At 71.1% G+C, this 15,313-nt stretch carries 17 protein-coding genes; 9 read left to right on the top strand and 8 right to left on the bottom strand.

The features are described from left to right. Positions 1-8: 8 nt before the first annotated feature. On the top strand, positions 9-1,049 hold the full coding sequence (locus JNK12_02170; GenBank protein MBL8774702.1) for an acyl-CoA dehydrogenase family protein: 1,041 nt from the start codon (positions 9-11) through the stop codon (positions 1,047-1,049). 75 nt (positions 1,050-1,124) lie between these two features. On the opposite strand, the gene JNK12_02165 is transcribed toward JNK12_02170, so the two are convergent. Further along, positions 1,125-1,607 (bottom strand): hypothetical protein, encoded by a 483-nt coding sequence (locus JNK12_02165; protein ID MBL8774701.1) that lies wholly within the window; start codon positions 1,605-1,607, stop codon positions 1,125-1,127. 58 nt (positions 1,608-1,665) lie between these two features. Between JNK12_02165 and JNK12_02160 the strand changes: the two genes are divergently transcribed. Next, entirely contained in the window at positions 1,666-2,529 is an 864-nt protein-coding gene (locus tag JNK12_02160) for an SDR family oxidoreductase (protein MBL8774700.1), read from the top strand. Positions 2,530-2,639: 110 nt separating this feature from the next. Here the strand turns inward: JNK12_02160 and JNK12_02155 are convergent, their stop codons facing one another. Genes JNK12_02155 through JNK12_02145 form a run of 3 tightly spaced genes read right to left on the bottom strand, consistent with a single transcriptional unit; the run spans position 2,640 to position 5,517 of the window. Further along, the gene (locus JNK12_02155) at positions 2,640-3,788 is read right to left on the bottom strand and encodes an acyl-CoA dehydrogenase family protein (GenBank protein MBL8774699.1); all 1,149 of its coding nucleotides are present in this window, start codon (positions 3,786-3,788) and stop codon (positions 2,640-2,642) included. Positions 3,789-3,841: 53 nt separating this feature from the next. Beyond that, the gene (locus JNK12_02150) at positions 3,842-4,690 is read right to left on the bottom strand and encodes a hypothetical protein (GenBank protein ID MBL8774698.1); all 849 of its coding nucleotides are present in this window, start codon (positions 4,688-4,690) and stop codon (positions 3,842-3,844) included. Further along, positions 4,687-5,517 carry a DNA alkylation repair protein gene (locus JNK12_02145; protein MBL8774697.1) on the bottom strand — a complete coding sequence of 277 codons (831 nt, stop codon included), beginning with the start codon at positions 5,515-5,517 and terminating at the stop codon, positions 4,687-4,689. Before JNK12_02145 ends, JNK12_02150 begins: the two co-directional genes overlap by 4 nt. Positions 5,518-5,541: 24 nt before the next feature. On the opposite strand from JNK12_02145, the gene JNK12_02140 reads away from it, so the two are divergent. The 3 genes from JNK12_02140 to JNK12_02130 all read left to right on the top strand — a co-directional run bounded on the left by JNK12_02140 (position 5,542) and on the right by JNK12_02130 (position 8,360). Beyond that, on the top strand, positions 5,542-6,342 hold the full coding sequence (locus JNK12_02140) for an SDR family oxidoreductase (protein ID MBL8774696.1): 801 nt from the start codon (positions 5,542-5,544) through the stop codon (positions 6,340-6,342). Next, complete coding sequence (locus JNK12_02135) at positions 6,342-7,157, top strand: SDR family oxidoreductase (GenBank protein ID MBL8774695.1); 816 nt, start codon at positions 6,342-6,344, stop codon at positions 7,155-7,157. Before JNK12_02140 ends, JNK12_02135 begins: the two co-directional genes overlap by 1 nt. 84 nt (positions 7,158-7,241) lie before the next feature. Continuing rightward, a complete protein-coding gene (locus JNK12_02130) occupies positions 7,242-8,360 on the top strand; it encodes an LLM class flavin-dependent oxidoreductase (protein MBL8774694.1) in 1,119 nt (372 codons plus the stop codon). A gap of 8 nt (positions 8,361-8,368) precedes the next feature. Here the strand turns inward: JNK12_02130 and JNK12_02125 are convergent, their stop codons facing one another. Genes JNK12_02125 through JNK12_02110 form a run of 4 tightly spaced genes read right to left on the bottom strand, consistent with a single transcriptional unit; the run spans position 8,369 to position 11,740 of the window. Beyond that, positions 8,369-9,034 carry a TrkA family potassium uptake protein gene (locus JNK12_02125; GenBank protein ID MBL8774693.1) on the bottom strand — a complete coding sequence of 222 codons (666 nt, stop codon included), beginning with the start codon at positions 9,032-9,034 and terminating at the stop codon, positions 8,369-8,371. Further along, positions 9,027-10,379 (bottom strand): TrkH family potassium uptake protein, encoded by a 1,353-nt coding sequence (locus JNK12_02120; protein ID MBL8774692.1) that lies wholly within the window; start codon positions 10,377-10,379, stop codon positions 9,027-9,029. The genes JNK12_02125 and JNK12_02120 overlap by 8 nt, the downstream gene beginning before the upstream one ends. Before the next feature lie 34 nt (positions 10,380-10,413). Beyond that, positions 10,414-10,803 (bottom strand): VOC family protein, encoded by a 390-nt coding sequence (locus tag JNK12_02115; protein ID MBL8774691.1) that lies wholly within the window; start codon positions 10,801-10,803, stop codon positions 10,414-10,416. A 19-nt stretch (positions 10,804-10,822) separates the two neighbouring features. Further along, positions 10,823-11,740, bottom strand: a complete 918-nt coding sequence (locus JNK12_02110; GenBank protein ID MBL8774690.1) for a TIGR03619 family F420-dependent LLM class oxidoreductase — start codon at positions 11,738-11,740, stop codon at positions 10,823-10,825. Positions 11,741-11,861: 121 nt separating this feature from the next. On the opposite strand from JNK12_02110, the gene JNK12_02105 reads away from it, so the two are divergent. The 4 genes from JNK12_02105 to JNK12_02090 all read left to right on the top strand — a co-directional run bounded on the left by JNK12_02105 (position 11,862) and on the right by JNK12_02090 (position 15,311). Beyond that, positions 11,862-12,641 (top strand): SDR family oxidoreductase, encoded by a 780-nt coding sequence (locus JNK12_02105; protein ID MBL8774689.1) that lies wholly within the window; start codon positions 11,862-11,864, stop codon positions 12,639-12,641. 51 nt (positions 12,642-12,692) lie between these two features. Next, the gene (locus JNK12_02100) at positions 12,693-13,022 is read left to right on the top strand and encodes a type II toxin-antitoxin system Phd/YefM family antitoxin (protein MBL8774688.1); all 330 of its coding nucleotides are present in this window, start codon (positions 12,693-12,695) and stop codon (positions 13,020-13,022) included. 7 nt (positions 13,023-13,029) lie between these two features. After that, on the top strand, positions 13,030-13,596 hold the full coding sequence (locus JNK12_02095; GenBank protein MBL8774687.1) for a hypothetical protein: 567 nt from the start codon (positions 13,030-13,032) through the stop codon (positions 13,594-13,596). 116 nt (positions 13,597-13,712) lie between these two features. Further along, on the top strand, positions 13,713-15,311 hold the full coding sequence (locus JNK12_02090) for a fatty acid--CoA ligase family protein (protein ID MBL8774686.1): 1,599 nt from the start codon (positions 13,713-13,715) through the stop codon (positions 15,309-15,311). The last annotated feature ends 2 nt before the right edge of the window (positions 15,312-15,313 follow it).

Here is a 15,313-nt window from a genome sequence, read left to right as displayed (position 1 = left end):
GCCGTCTGATGGACTTCTCGTTCTCTGCGGACCAGCGCCTGTTCCAGGAGGCCGTCCGCGACCTGCTCGACAAGGAGTGCCCGCCGGACGCAGTGCGTGACGCATGGGAGTCGGACGGCCCCGGCCGCTCGGAGTCCCGCTGGGCGCAGCTCGCCGACATGGGGGTGCTGGGCCTGACCACGCCAGAGGCCTTCGGCGGCCTCGGCATGGACGAGCTCGACCTCGTGCTGCTCCTGGAGGAGGCCGGGCGGTTCTGCCTGCCCGAGCCCCTCGTCGAGACGGTCGCCGTCGCCGCCCCGCTCCTGGCCGATCTCAGCGCGGGCAATGGCGGGGCCGCCGCGTCCGAGTGGCTGCCCAAGATCGCCGCCGGCGACGGCGTGGTCACGGTCGGCTTCGAGCGGGACGTCTACGTCTCCGAGGGCGCCACCGCCGAGCTGCTGCTGCTCGAGCGCGACGGTGAGCTGCACGCGGTGCCGTGGGCCGACGCCGCCGTGGCCTCTCAGCGCTCGGTCGACCGCGCCCGGCGCATCGCCCGCGTCGAGTGGTCGCCGACGCCCGACACCCTCCTGGCCTCGGGGCACGAAGCCGCCGTCGCCCTCGCCGCCGCCTTCGACCGTGGGGTCCTCGGCGTGTCGGCGATGCTGCTCGGGGTCACCCAGCAGCTGCTCGACGTCACCGTCGAGTACGCCACCGCCCGCGAGCAGTTCGGCCAGCCCATCGGCGGGTTCCAGGCCGTGAAGCACCACCTTGCCGACACCAAGCTGCGCCTCGAGTTCGCCCGTCCGATGGTCTATCGGGCGGCCTGGACGGTCGCCGGCCGCGGCGGTGCGGTCGACGCCCGAGAGCGGGCCACCCACGTGTCGATGGCGAAGTCCTACGCCGCCGAGGCGGCCGCGTTCGCCGCGAGGACGTCGCTCCAGGTGCACGGCGCCATCGGCTACACGTTCGAGTACGACCTCCACCTCTGGATGAAGCGGGCGTGGGCGCTCGCCGGCCAGTGGGGCGACGCCGCCTGGCACCGTCGCCGGGTCGCCGCCGCCGTTCTCTAGCGCTCTGACGCGTTCTGGCTCCCGATTCGATCGCCAGGGCGATCGAATCGGGAGCCAGTTCGGTCGTGCGCCGACTCAGTCGAGCTCGGCCAGCACTTCGCCGATGATCTTGGTGGCCTCATGGGGCGGAAGGGGCTCGCCGCCCTCCGCCTCGGCCACCTCGCCGGCGAAGTCCTCGACGGCGTGCACGCCACCCACGAGCACGTGGCGCAGGGCTTCGGCGCTGGCCTCGGGGTCGTCGACCTCGGCGACGGCGGCGGCCACGTCGTGGTCCTCGGACTCGGCCACGGCGTGCACCACGGCCATCGCCTCCTCACGGCCGCTGGCGGTCGACACCGCCGCCTCACGATCCGGGTTCTGCTGGCGGTCCCACTCGGCGAGGGCCTCGTCGTAACCACCCTCGCCCGGGTGCAGCACCCTCGTGGTCGCCGCCGCGTCGGCGGCGCGAGCCTCGTCCTTGTCCTCGCCGGCCTCGATCAGGTCCTCCACCACGTGGCGGTCGGGCTCCACCGGCACCACCAGGCTGCCGTCGTCGTTGCGGATGATCTCGGTATCCATATCCTCCCTCTACCCCGATCGGGAGGTCCTCACCCCGCCGTCGGCGTAGCGTGCGGGGGTGGGGAGACGATCCGAGCGGCGGGCCCGCAGCGAGACGGCGGCGTTCCGGGGACGGACCGCCATCGTCACCGGCGGCGCGTCGGGCATCGGTCGGGCGCTCGGCGAGCGGCTGGCCGAGCTGGGAGCGAAGGTCGTGCTGGCCGACGTCGACGGTGACGCGGCCGAGCGAACGGCCGCCGAGCTCGGCGATGCGGTGGTCGGCCGCAGCCTCGACGTCTCCGACGGCTCTGCGTTCGCGGCCCTGGTGGACGAGGTGATCGAGCGGGACGGCACGCTCGACCTGCTCTTCAACAACGCCGGCGTGTCCCTCGGTGGGCCCACCCACGAGATGACCGCGGCCCACTGGGACCGCGTCCTCGACGTGAACCTGGGTGGTGTGGTCAACGGCGTGCTCGCCGCCTACCCGCGCATGATCGAGCAGGGGCACGGCCACATCGTCAACACCGCGTCGGGTGCCGGCCTGTCGCCGCCGCCCTTCCTCACCGCCTACTCGACCTCGAAGTTCGGAGTGGTCGGGCTGTCGCGGGCGCTGCGCCCCGAGGCGGCGCTGCATGGCGTGAAGGTCAGCGTCTTCTGCCCGGGGCCGGTGGACACCCCGTTGCTGGACGTCTCCGGGCCGCCAGGGCTGCCGCCGACGTCGGCGCAGGAGATCTCCGGTCGGGACTTCCTGGCCATCGTGGGCCAGAAGCCCGTCCCCCCGGACGGCGTGGCCCGCCGGGCCCTCGAGCTCGTGGCCGCCAACAAGTCCATCATCGTGGCGCCCGCGGCGGCGAAGACGCTCTGGTACGCCGACCGCTGGTGCCCGCCCGTGGGCACCGCGGTGCTCGGCTACATGACCCGCCGCGTCGACCGCCGCCTCTGACCACACCGGTCTCGTGCTTCTGGCCCCCGATTCGATCGCCATCACGGCCGAATCGGGAGCCAGAACGAACGAGGTCTCGGTGACCCGACGGGCGATCGGCGGACCGACGGTCAGACGCCGAGGGAGCGGCCGATGATCTCCTTCATGATCTCGGTGGTGCCCCCGTAGATGGTGGTGATGCGGGCATCGGCGTAGGCCCGGGCGATGGGGTACTCGAGCATGTAGCCATAGCCGCCGTGGAGCTGGACGCACTTGTCCACCACCCGCTTCTGCAGCTCGGTGCACCACCACTTGGCCATGGCCGCCTCCTCGGCGCTGAGGGTGCCGGCGTTCAGCCCCTCGATACAGCGGTCGACGTAGGCCTGGCCCACCTCGACCTCGGTGGCGACCTCGGCCAGCACGAAGCGGCTGTTCTGGAAGCTGCCGACGGGCTGGCCGAAGGCCTGGCGGGTCTTGGCGTACTCGAGCGTCCAGCCGAGCGCGGCCCGGGCGGCGGATACGCCGGCGGCGGCGATGGAAAGGCGCTCCTGCGGCAGGTTGTGCACGAGGTGCACGAAGCCTTGGCCTTCCTCGCCGAGCAGGTTGGTGACGGGCACGTGGACGTCGGTGAAGAACAGCTCGGCGGTGTCCTGGGCGTGCAGGCCGACCTTCTCGAGGTTGCGCCCCCGCTCGAAGCCGTCCATGCCCCGTTCCAGCACGAGCAGGCTCATGCCCCGGTGCTTCTGGCTGGGGTCGGTCTTCACCGCGGTGATGACGAGGTCGGCGTTGATGCCGTTGGTGATGAAGGTCTTGGAGCCGTTGACGACGTAGTGGTCGCCGTCCTTGATGGCGCTCGTGGACATCGAGGCGAGGTCGCTGCCGATGCCCGGCTCGGTCATGGCGATGGCGGTGATGAGCTCGCCCGAGGCGATGCCGGGCAGCCAGCGGGCCTTCTGCTCGTCGGTGCAGTAGGCGAGGAAGTAGGGCAGGCAGATGTCGTTGTGCAGGGTGATCCCCAGCCCGCTCGACCCCACGCCGGCGGCCTGCACCTCCTCGCCGATGACGAGGTTGTAGCGGAAGTCGTCGACGCCTCCGCCGCCGTACTCCTCGGGGATCGACATCCCCAGGAACCCGTGCTCGCCCGCCTTGGCGAACACCTCACGGGGGACGATGCCGTCCTTCTCCCAGTCCAGGTAGTGGGGGACGATCTCCGCCTCCACCCACCGCCGGAACGACGCCCGGAACTGCTCGTGCTCGTCCTCGAAGATCGTGCGCTCCATCCCGGCGACGCTAGCGGCGCGTGGCCACGCCGCCGTCAGCTGGCGGCGTCGCCTCAGGCGGGGTCGCGGTCGAAGATGACGTGGTTGCCGACGACGCCGGCGGCGCGCAGGACCTGGTCGACGTGGACCTTCTCTCGCCACTCGGGAATGTGGCCCCTGACGCGCACGACGCCGGGGGAGATCGACAGGCCGATGACGGTGAGGCCGCGGTCGAAGGTGGGCAGGTCGATGGTGTGGCGGTCGGGTACCCAGCGGAGGCGTCGGAAGCTGAAGGGGCCGACCCAGACCCGCAGCACGTCGACGTGGATCTGCTCGCTTTCGAGGACGGGGGCGACCTGGGCCCGCACGCCCCACCGCCGCCAGTCGTGGGGGTGGGCGGTGGCGGTTCCCTCGCCGTCGAGGACGATGTCGAAGGCGGCGCCGGCCGAGCGCAGCCACTCGTCGAAGGTGGCCTGGCCGATCTCGCCCTCGAGCTCGACGGGCCGGGCGTAGACCGTGGCCACGACGCCGGGGTCGAGGGTGACGTTGCGCACCCCGATGCGCAGGGTGTCGATCTGGCCGGCGTCCCACCGCACGGTGGAGACGGCGATGTCGATCTCGTCGACCACCTCGAGCTCGTTGCCGGGGATCCACGGCACGACGGGCGGGTCGTGGTCGTAGGTGACGTCGTCGAGCACGAGGGTGACGTCCGAGTCGCCGGTGCGGATCTCCAGTTCGCGACCGGCGACGCTGCGGGCCACGGACTGCACCATGTCGAGGAACATGCGCGACGGCGAGCGGCGAACCTCGTCGGCGGCGTCGCGCCACTCGGCCGGCGTGAGGGGGATGGACGCCGCCGCCTCGAAGAACTGCGCCGGCGTGCGCGGCCACTTGTCGGGCCGGAAGAACGACGCCGGGCTCATGCGCTCACCGCTGCTGAAGGTGGAGGCGACAGCTTCCGGATTCCGGACGCGCTCGCCTCCACCTCGTCGTCGACGGCGGCGTCGCCGCGGGCGGCCCGCCGGTCGAGCCACTTCAGCGCCTCGCGCTTGGACAGGCCGGACAGCTCGGCGTCGTGGTCGGCCACGAAGCGGCGAACGGCGGCGGCGTCGGTCTTCGTGTACTCCCGCAGCGCCCAGCCGATGGCCTTGCGCAGGAAGAAGTCGGTGTCGGCGGCACGCGCCAGGCAGGCGGCGAAGAGCCAGTCGTCGTCGGTGTCGGCCTTCCACCTCAGCTGGTGGAGGATGGCCGAGCGGGCCAGCCACAGGTCGTCGGACACGAGCCAGCGGTCCATGTCCGCCCGCAGCGCCGGCGTGGCCGCCACCAGCGGGCCGACCACGTTGGCGGCGAGCAGATCGACCGTGTCCCACCACGACTTGGTCGAGACGAGGCGCTCCGCCACGGGCAGGAAGTCGGGGGAGCAGCGCCGCACCCAGCGCACCGCGTAGTCCACGGCGGCGTACTGGTACTCGCGCGGGTCGAGCGCCCAAGCGGCCGCCGCGACCGCCATCACATCGGCCTCCTCGGGGGCCGGCAGGCCGGCGACCGCAGACCGGGCGAGCGCGCGGCGCTGCGGCGTGGTGATGCCGAGGAAGGGGAAGTGACCCTTCATGTAGGCGGTCATGGGACCCGCCCGCTCGGGATCCGCCGCCGGCTCGAAGGCCGCCTGCCATCGGGCCACGACCTCGTCGGCGAGCGCCGTCGGCGGCGCCAAGAGCGCCTCCGCGGCAGCTCCGTCGGTCGGGGTCACGCCCTCGTCCTACTATCCCGAGCCATGACGCGCACCGACGACACCGAGGTCCCCGACTACCCCAGCCGCCTGCGGCTCGACGGCAAGGGCTACATCGTCCTCGGCGCCGGCCAGGGCATCGGCCGCCAGGCCAGCCACGCCCTCGCCTCGGTGGGGGCCAACGTGGTCACCGTCGACCTCGACCCCGACCTCGCCGCTGACATCGCCGGCGAGGTGGGCGGCACCCCGTGGTCGGGTGACTGCACCAGCCGCGAGGACGTCGAGCGCCTCTTCGCCGAGGCCAAGGACACCTTCGGCGGGAAGGTCGACGGCTTCGTCGACATCATCGGCATGGCCCAGTACATGGGCCTGCTCGACATCGACGACGACCTGTGGGAGTGGCACCAGAACATCGTGCTGCGCCACGCCTACCTCGCCATGCAGGTCGGCGGGAAGTGCATGGCCGAGACCGGCGGCGGCGTGATGACCTTCGTGGCCTCGGTGTCGGGCATCAGCTCGGCGCCGCTGCACGCCGCCTATGGCGTGGCCAAGGCCGGTCTCATGTCCCTGGTGCGCTCGGGTGCGGTCGAGCTCGGCCCCAAGAACCTGCGCATCAACGCCGTCGCCCCCGGCATGGTCTGGACGCCCAGGGTGTCGGCCTACGTCGGCGAGGAGGGCCGCAACAAGAACATCGAGAACACCCCGTTGCGTCGCGTCGCCCTGCCCGAGGACATCGCCTCGGCCCTGCTCTTCCTCTCGTCGCCCCTCTCGTCCTACGTCAACGGCCAGACCCTCGTGGTCGACGGCGGCGTGGGCGTGAAGTTCCCCTACCCCATGGACTTCTGATGACCACGACTCCCGACAGTCTCGCCGCCGCCTACGACCTCACCGGGCGGGTGGCCATCGTGACCGGCGCCGGCAGTGGCATCGGCCGGGCCAGCGCGCTGCGCCTCGCCGAGGCCGGGGCCAGTGTCGTGTGTGCCGACCTCGACGGCGACGGCGCCGAGGACACCCGTGGCCGCATCCGCCACCGGGGCGAGCTCGCCGACGCGGTGACCGTCGACGTCACCGACCGCGAGGCGGTCGAGGCGCTCGTGGCCGACACGGTCGAGCGCCACGGCCGTCTCGACGTCATGGCCAACATCGCCGGGATCATCATCACCAACCCGGTCGACGCCATCAGTGAGGACGAGTTCGACAAGATCCTCGGGGTCAACCTGAAGGGCCCGTTCTTCGGGTGCCAGGCCGCCGCTCGCCACATGGTCGGGCAGGGGAGCGGGTCGATCATCAACATGGTCTCCGCCGCCATCGACGCGCCCGCACCCAACCTCGCCGGGTACGGCATGAGCAAGGCGGCGCTGGCCCAGCTCACCCGCGTGCTGGCCCGCGAGGTCGGCCCCGCCGGCGTGCGGGTGAACGCCATCGCCCCCGGTTTCATCATCAGCGAGATGACCACCCGCAACTTCACCGACGCCGAGGGCAACGTCGACCCCGACCTGAAGGCCGAAGTGGAGAAGCGGATGAGCAAGGGCGTGGCCCTGCGCCGTGTGGGCCAACCCGACGACATCGCCTTCGCCGTCGTCTACCTCGCCTCTGACGCCTCGTCGTTCATGACCGGCCAGATCGTGCGCCCCAACGGCGGCGCCGCGATGCCGTTCTGAGTGGCCCTTCTGACGCCGGCGGGCTGAGCCGGACACCGGATCTGGACGCCTGTCCAGTTCGATAGAACCTGTTACCGTTTTCCGATGGAGTTCGGCCTCTTCACCCAGACCCACGTCCCGAAGTACTACCGGGACGAGGATCCGCACGCGGAGCACAACCGGTTCCTCTACGAGATCGAACTGGTGAAGACGGCCGACCGCAACCGGTTCAAGTACGTCTGGGCGAGCGAGCACCACTTCCTCGACGAGTACTCGCACCTGTCCGCCAACGAGTCGTGGCTGGGCTACATGGCCGCGGTCACCGACTTCATCCACGTCGGTTCGGGCATCTTCAACGTCACCCCGCCGGTCAACCACCCCGCCCGCATCGCCGAGCGGGTCGCCATGCTCGACCACCTCAGCGACGGCCGCTTCGAGTTCGGCACCGGGCGCGGCTCGTCCACCACCGAGCAGGCCGGCTTCGGCATCACCGACCCCGAGCTCACCCGCGAGATGTGGGACGAGGTGATGCCCGAGTTCAAGAAGATGTGGGCGCAGGAGACGTACTCCTTCGACGGCAAGTTCTTCTCGATGCCCGAGCGCAACGTGCTGCCCAAGCCGTGGAAGGCGCCCCACCCGCCGATGTGGGTGGCCTGCGGCAGCCCCGAGACCTTCGCCAAGGCGGGCAAGCTCGGCCTCGGGGCCCTCGGCTTCACCTTCCGTGAGCCTCAGGCCCTCACCCCGATGGTCGAGGCCTACAAGGAGGCCATCCAGGACGCCGACCCGGTCGGCGGGTACGTGAACGACAACGTCACCCTGGTCAGCACCATGCTCTGCATGGAGGACGGCCAAGAGGCCCGGGACTGGTTCCGCAAGGCCGGCGGCGGGTACTTCCAGAGCAACGTCTACCGCTACCTCGACACCTTCCCCCGTCCGCCCGGGGTGCCCCCGTGGCCCGAGGTGCTCCCCGAGATCTCGCCCGAGCTGCTCGACGCGGGCATCGAGGCGGGGATGCTGCCGGCGGGCACGCCCGAGGAGTGCGCCCGGGGCGTCCAGTCCTTCGCGGACACCGGTGCCGACCAGCTCGTGTTCGGTGTCAACATGCTCCCGCTCGAGATCGTGCAGGGTTCGATCGAGCTGTTCGCCAAGGAGGTCCTGCCGCAGTTCGACAAGGACCCGGTCCACCGCACCACTCGCATGCGCGACGCCGCCGCGCCGACCTGACCGGCCGCTCAGGTGCTGCGGGCGAAGCGCTCGACCGCCTCGTTGCGACCCGCGACCAACAGGACGGACCCCTCGTCGAGTCGGGTGTCCGGCGTGGCGTAGGTGAAGTGGCCGCCGAGGGGCTTCACCGACACCACGGTCACGTCGTAGGCGGCCCGCAGCTGGGCCTCCTGCAAGGTCTTGCCCAGGTGCTTCGCCGGTGGCCCCGTCTCCACCAGGGCGAAGTCCTCGTCGACCTGGATGTAGTCGATGATCTGGCCGGTGACGCGGTGGGCGATGCGCCGGCCCATGTCCGCCTCGGGGAAGACGACGTGGTCGGCGCCCACACGTTCGAGGATGCTGGCGTGCGACGCAGTCACCGCCTTGGCCCAGACGTTGGGCACGCCGAGGTCCGAGATGGCGGCAGTGGCGAGGATGCTCGACTCGATGTCGTCGCCGATGGCCACGACGGCGTGCGTCAGGTCGGGGACGCCCAGGTTGCTCAAGACGTCTGGATCGGTGGCGTCGCCCTGGACCGCGTGGGTGACGAGCGATGCGTAGCGCTGCACCGCCTCCTCGGAGGCGTCGATGATGAGCACCTCGTGGCCGAGGTCCTCGAGCTCGAGCGCGACCGCGGAGCCGAACCGGCCGAGGCCAACCACCAGGATCGTCTCGCCGCGGTTTCGCCTAGCCAATGAGGGGAGCCTCCTCGGGGTTGCGGATCGCTCCCGCCCGCTGGCGCAGGACGAGGGCGGTGAAGAGTGTGACGGGACCCACCCGGCCGATCAACATCACCGCGACCAGCAGCAGCTTGCCCGGTGCCGGCAACTCAGGGGTGATGCCGGTGCTGAGCCCGACGGTCCCGAAGGCCGAGACCGCCTCGTAGGCGACGTCGGTCAACCGCAGGTGGGTCACCGCCATCAGGACGGTGGTGGTGACGGCCACGACTCCGACGCTCAGCAGGGCGACCGTCAACGCCTGGCGTTGGATGGCCTCGGGGATGCGACGCCCGAACGCGACCACGTCCCGGCTCCCGCGCAGTTCGGCGAGGATCACGAGGCCGAGCAGGAAGAACGTGCCGACTTTGATGCCGCCGCTGGTCCCCGCGCTGCCGGCACCGATGAACATGAGGAACGTGGTCCCGAGGTTGGCCTGATCGGTCATGTCCACCGGGCTGATCGTGTGGAATCCCGCGGTGCGTGGCGCCACCGAGCCGAAGGTCGCCACCCAGGCCTTCTCGGGAACCTCCATCGGGCCCAGGGTGGCGGGGTTCGACCACTCGAAGGCGAGGACCATCGCGAGACCGGCCACCAGCAAGATGGCGGTGCCGACCAGCGTGAGTCGTGAGTGCATCGACAGCCGCCGTCCGGATCGGCGCTGCACGTAGAGATCGACGAGTACCGGAAAGCCCAGCCCGCCGATGACGATCCCGACCATCACCGGGCCGGTGATCACCACATCCGTCGCGAACTGGTTCAGCGAGTCCGGGTAGAGCGAGAAGCCCGCGTTGTTGAAGGTCATCACCGAGTGGAAGACGCCGTACCAGATGGCCTTGCCGGGGCCGTAGCCGTAGGTGATGGCGAACCGCAGGGCGAGGATGGCCGCCAAGGCCACTTCGACGAGGACCGTCACCATGGCGACGCCCCAGAGGACCCGCCGCACGTCACCGAGTTGCAGGGTCGAGCGCTCGGTGGTCGTGACGAGGGACATGCGCAAGCCGAGCCGGCGGGAAAGCAGGAGCGCGATCAGCGAGGCGATGGTCATGAGGCCCAAGCCGCCGAGCTGCGCCAGGACCACCAGCACGGCCTGGCCGAAGCCGGTGAGCCCCTGCCCGGTGTCGACCACGGACAGCCCGGTGACGCAGACCGCGCTGGTCGCGGTGAACAGGGCGTCGAGGGGGCTCAGACGCGCACCTGCCGGGGACGACCACGGCAACCACAGCAGGCCGGTCCCGACGGCGATCGCGATCGCGAAGGCGATGACGACGAAGCGCGCCGGGTGGTCGGCCAGGCGCTGCATCCCGCGAAAGCGTGCCTTCATGGTCAGTCGGTGGCGGTCGCCGCGTGCCGGGAGGTCACTCGATGCGCCGGCGGATCGGGTGCTCGGGCGGTACCTCGACGAGGCAGAGGCGGTGGCCGTCGGGGTCGGTGGCCCACATCTCGATCAGGCCCCAGGGCATGCGCTGTGGCGGGTCGGTGATGGGGACGCCGGCGGCCGCCAGGCGCTCGTGCTCGGCGGCCACGTCGGGGACCTGGAGCCACAGGGTCACCACGCCCTGCGCCGCGGTGCTGCCCGAGCGGCTCAGCTCGAGGTGGCCGCCGCCGAGGAAGAACACGACGCCGGTGCGCCGGCCGGCGACCCCGTACTCGCGGTAGATGCGCAGGCCGAGGGTGGCCTCGTAGAAGGCCGCCGAGCGCTCGAAGTCGGTCGGGGCGATCAGCACCCGGCTGGACAGGACCTCCATCGACTCGACCGTCCCGGCCTCAGCCGTTGAGGTGGGGCGCCACCTCGGCGTGGAAGCGCTCCATCTGGTCGAGCAGCTCGTCGAGGGAGCGGCTGCGGAAGCGGATCTGGGCGTGGTTCACGCCGAGCCCGGCGAAGCCCCGGATCTGCTCGGCGATGGCCTCGCCCGATCCGGTGGTGGTCCAGGATCCGACGTCCCACGTGGGCTCGCCGACGTAGTAGATGCCGGTGATGGCCCCGATGTCGATGGGGTCGTCGGCCCGCCCGGCGGCGGCCCGGGCCTCGCGCAGGTAGGCGATCGAGTCGGGCATGTCCTTCTTGGGCGTGCCCTGGGGCAGCCAGCCGTCGCCGCGCGCTCCGGCCCGGCGCAACGCCGGCTTGGACGACCCGCCGATCCAGATGGGCAGGTGCTCCTGGCGCGGGCGGGGACCGACGCCGGCGTCGGGGTAGGTGCCGTCGAAGACCGAGCGCAGCACGTCGACGGCCTCGTCGGTGGCGGCGCCCCGGCCGGCGAAGTCCACCCCCAGCCGCTCGAACTCGGGCTCGACGTGGCCGGCGCCCACGCCGAGGATCGCGCGGCCGCCGGAGAGCTCGTCGAGGGTGCTGAAGGCCTTGGCGGTGACGAGGGGATGGCGGTAGGCGGCGACGTAGACGTGCGAGAGGAGGCGGACGTGCTCGGTGATGCCGGCCAGCCAGCCGAGCGTGGCGACGGTGTCGTACCAGACGTCGCCCATGCGCTCGGCCTGCTCGGCCGGGAGGGTCACGTGGTCGCACACGGCGATGTAGAAGAAGCCGGTGGCGTCGGCCTTGCGGGCCACGGCGGCGAGCTCGGGGGCGCCGGCCTCGAGCTCCCACGGCTCGACGTAGATCCGGCTCTGGGACTGGATGGGCAGCTGCATGCCGTAGACGAGCTGCCCGGCGGGGACGATCGAGGCCATGGCGTCAACGTAGTGGCGCCGGGTCCTGCCCTCCGGCCGAACTGGCTCCCGATTCGACCGCCAGGGCGATCGAATCGGGAGCCAGAACGGTCAGGCCTCGTGCGCGTGCCAGGATCACCCGATGCTCCTCCAAGACCGCGTCGCCATCGTCTCCGGGGTCGGCCCCGGCATGGGGCGGGACATCTCGCTCGCCTTCGCCCGCGAGGGCGCCGACGTGGTGCTCGCCGCCCGGACCCCGGGCAAGCTCGAGTCTGTCGCCGCCGAGGTCGAGGCGCTCGGTCGGCGGGCCCTGTGCGTGCCGACCGACATCACCGTCGAGGACCAGTGCCACGCCCTGGCCAAGGCGGCGGTCGACAAGTTCGGCCACGTGGACGTGCTGGTCAACAACGCCTTCGTCCAGCCGCCCCTCGAGACCATCGAGGACAACGACATGAAGACGTGGCGCAAGGGCTTCGAGGTCAATGTCTTCGGCACGATCCAGATGACCAAGGCCGTGCTCCCCGCCATGAAGGAGCAGGGCAAGGGCTCGATCGTGTTCATCAACTCGATGTCGGCCCGGCGCATCCAGCCCGAGTTCGGCATCTACGCCGCCGCCAAGTCCGCGCTGCTCACCGCCGTGCAGACCCTCGCCCGCGAAGTCGGCCCGTACGGCATCCGGGTGAACTCGGTGCTGCCGGGCTACATCTGGGGCGACTCGGTGGAGTGGTACTTCCGTTTCCTGGCCGAGCAGGAGGGCATCACCGCCGAGGAGAAGTACGACCAGGTGGCGAGCGAGACCTGCCTGCACCACCTGCCTACATCGGCCGAGATCGCCGACTCGGTGGTGTTCTTCGCTTCGGACCTCAGTCGGGTCGTCACGGGCCAGTCCCTCGACGTCAACGCCGGCCACTGGTTCGCCTGAGCCGGACGCAGGGCCATTGCTAAACTGTGCAGAAATCTGTACGGTCTGATCATGGTCCTTGTGTCGAGTTCGGCGGAGACCCTCTCGGTCACGCAGGCGGCGGAGCGTGGGGTGAGCGCGATCGTGCGTGGCGCGCACGAGGGTCGAGACGTCGTGGTCGAGCGCCACGGTCGGCCGATGGCGGCCATCGTGGGCATGCAGCGGCTCGAGGCGCTGGCCGATCTGGAGGCCGATCTGCGCAGCGCCGCGCTCGTCCTGTCCCGTCTCGCGACCGACGGCGGCCGCCGCACGTCGCTCGACGACGTGATCGCCTCGCTCGGGTTCGATCGGGCCGAGCTGGAGGCCGAGCTCGACGCGGACCTCGCTGCCGGCGTCGACTGAGCACGAGGTGGACGGCGGTGCGGATCGGACGCGCTCCTACGTCCGACTGATCGACGCCGCCGTCGACGACCTCGTTCGCCTCGTCCGCATCGACCCGCAGGTCGTGCGCCAGGTCCTGAAGAAGATGCTCCTCCTCGAACGGGACCCGAACGCGGGGGACCCGCTCCTCGGGGCGCTGGTGGGCTTCCGGAAGCTGACCATCGGCGATCGGCACTGGCGCATCGTGTGGCGGACCACCACTGACGACCTCGGCCGCGTCGTCGTCGAGGTCGCCGAGGTCTGGGCGGTCGGGGCCCGAGCCCACGCAGCCATCTACGCGGAGATGGAGGGCCGGGTGGCCGACCTGCCGGACAACCCCCGGACCCAGGCGCTGGCCGACGTCATCGACCTGCTGGGCCGGACGGTGAGCGCCGTGGGCTCGGCCGCACGCGAGCCGGCAGTCGAACCGGTGCCGCAGTGGCTCGTCGAGCGACTCGTTCATACGGCGGGCCGCGACGAGGACGAGGTCCGCGCCATGGATGCCGAAGCGGCGATGGAGGCGTGGGAGGCCTTCATCACCGGGCCCCGGGCCTGACGGGCATCGTTGCCGCCGCGTCGGCGCCGTCGCCTCGGCGACGCCGGCGGGCTTCGGGCGGGGTGGGGCGCTGGGGCTAACCTGACGCCCTGTCAGATTCCGGTGGAGTGGGGGACATGAGCAGCGACGAGGGGTGGCAGACGTGGGGCACGATCCCGGGGCTGGTGCCCAGTGGGGTCGCACGCTTCGGTGACGCCGAGGCCCTGGTCGACGGCGACCTGCGCCTCTCGTACGCCCAGCTCGCCGAGCGGGTCGAGCACTCGACCCGGGCCGCCATCGCCGCCGGCATCGAGCCCGGTGACCGGGTCGCCATCTGGGCCCCGAACGTCTGGGAGTGGATCGTCGCCGCCCTCGGCCTGTTGGGCGCCGGCGGGGTGCTGGTGCCCGTCAACACCCGCTTCAAGGGCGGCGAGGCCGCCTACGTGCTCGAGAAGTCGGGCGCCAAGGTGCTCTTCACCGTCAACGGCTTCCTCGGCACCGACTACGTGGCCATGCTGCGCGGCGCCGGCGCGGCCCTGCCCGCCCTGGACAAGATCGTCGTGCTCCGTGGGGACGCCCCAGAGGGCACCGAGACCTGGGAGCACTACCTCGAGGCCGGTGGCTCGATCGACCCGGCCGAGGCCTCGGCCCGCACCGCCGCGGTCCGACCGGACGACCTCTCCGACATCATCTTCACCTCGGGCACCACCGGCCGCCCCAAGGGTGTGATGGTCACGCACGCGCAGACGCTGCGGGTGTTCGAGACGTGGTCGTCGTTCGTGGGCCTCGCCGAGGGCGACCGCTACCTCGTGGTCATGCCCTTCTTCCACACCTTCGGCTACAAGGCGGGCTGGATGGCCGCGCTCATGCGGGGGGCCACCATCGTCCCCCAGGCCGTGTTCGACGTCGACGAGGTGCTGCGCAACGTCGAGAAGGAGCGCATCTCGATGCTCCCCGGCGCCCCCACGCTCTACATGGCCATCCTCGAGCACCCCGACCGCGACCGGTACGACCTGTCCAGCCTGCGCCTCGCCGTCACCGGCGCCGCCGCGGTCCCGGTCGAGATGATCAAGCGCATGCGCACCGAGCTGACGTTCCGGACCATCCTCACCGCGTACGGGCTCACCGAGTGCACCGGCACCGCGACGATCTGCCGCCCCGAGGACGACCCCGAGACCATCGCCAACACCTCGGGCCGGGCCATCCCCGACGTCGAGGTGCAGGTGGTCGACGACGCCGGCAGCGAGGTGCCCCGCGGCGAGCCCGGCGAGGTCGTGGTGCGGGGCTACAACGTCATGCTCGGCTACTTCGAGGACCCCGAGCAGACCGCCGAGGCCATCGACGCCGACGGCTGGCTGCACACCGGCGACATCGGGGTGATGGACGACCGCGGCTACCTCGACATCACCGACCGCAAGAAGGACATGATCATCCGCGGCGGCGAGAACATCTATCCCGCCGAGGTGGAGAACCTGCTCCTCGGCCACGGCGGCATCGCCCAGGCCGCGGTGGTGGGGGTGCCCGACGAGCGCTTCGGTGAGGTGGTGCTGGCCTACGTGATCCCCCGCGCCGGCGCCGACCTCGACCCCACCGGGGTCATCGAGTGGGCACGGGCCAACATGGCCAACTACAAGGTGCCCAAGTTCGTCGAGGTGGTGGACGAGCTGCCGCTCAACGCCAGCGGCAAGGTCCTGAAATTCGAGCTGCGCGAACGGGCAGCCCAAGCACATCCGTGAAG

This window comes from Acidimicrobiales bacterium, from assembly GCA_016794585.1.
GTDB lineage: Bacteria > Actinomycetota > Acidimicrobiia > Acidimicrobiales > DATDAH01 > JAEUJM01.
Note: the sequence above shows the minus strand (reverse complement) of the source record. Positions and strands in the feature narration are given on the sequence as shown.

What these genes read in the sequence shown, in the direction of transcription:
- JNK12_02170 (MBL8774702.1), top strand. Translation starts at nt 9, where the DNA reads ATGGACTTCTCGTTCTCTGCGGACCAGCGCCTGTTCCAGGAGGCCGTC.
- JNK12_02165 (MBL8774701.1), bottom strand. Translation starts at nt 1,607, where the DNA reads ATGGATACCGAGATCATCCGCAACGACGACGGCAGCCTGGTGGTGCCG.
- JNK12_02155 (MBL8774699.1), bottom strand. Translation starts at nt 3,788, where the DNA reads ATGGAGCGCACGATCTTCGAGGACGAGCACGAGCAGTTCCGGGCGTCG.
- JNK12_02150 (MBL8774698.1), bottom strand. Translation starts at nt 4,690, where the DNA reads ATGAGCCCGGCGTCGTTCTTCCGGCCCGACAAGTGGCCGCGCACGCCG.
- JNK12_02140 (MBL8774696.1), top strand. Translation starts at nt 5,542, where the DNA reads ATGACGCGCACCGACGACACCGAGGTCCCCGACTACCCCAGCCGCCTG.
- JNK12_02135 (MBL8774695.1), top strand. Translation starts at nt 6,342, where the DNA reads ATGACCACGACTCCCGACAGTCTCGCCGCCGCCTACGACCTCACCGGG.
- JNK12_02130 (MBL8774694.1), top strand. Translation starts at nt 7,242, where the DNA reads ATGGAGTTCGGCCTCTTCACCCAGACCCACGTCCCGAAGTACTACCGG.
- JNK12_02120 (MBL8774692.1), bottom strand. Translation starts at nt 10,379, where the DNA reads ATGAAGGCACGCTTTCGCGGGATGCAGCGCCTGGCCGACCACCCGGCG.
- JNK12_02115 (MBL8774691.1), bottom strand. Translation starts at nt 10,803, where the DNA reads ATGGAGGTCCTGTCCAGCCGGGTGCTGATCGCCCCGACCGACTTCGAG.
- JNK12_02110 (MBL8774690.1), bottom strand. Translation starts at nt 11,740, where the DNA reads ATGGCCTCGATCGTCCCCGCCGGGCAGCTCGTCTACGGCATGCAGCTG.
- JNK12_02105 (MBL8774689.1), top strand. Translation starts at nt 11,862, where the DNA reads ATGCTCCTCCAAGACCGCGTCGCCATCGTCTCCGGGGTCGGCCCCGGC.
- JNK12_02100 (MBL8774688.1), top strand. Translation starts at nt 12,693, where the DNA reads ATGGTCCTTGTGTCGAGTTCGGCGGAGACCCTCTCGGTCACGCAGGCG.
- JNK12_02090 (MBL8774686.1), top strand. Translation starts at nt 13,713, where the DNA reads ATGAGCAGCGACGAGGGGTGGCAGACGTGGGGCACGATCCCGGGGCTG.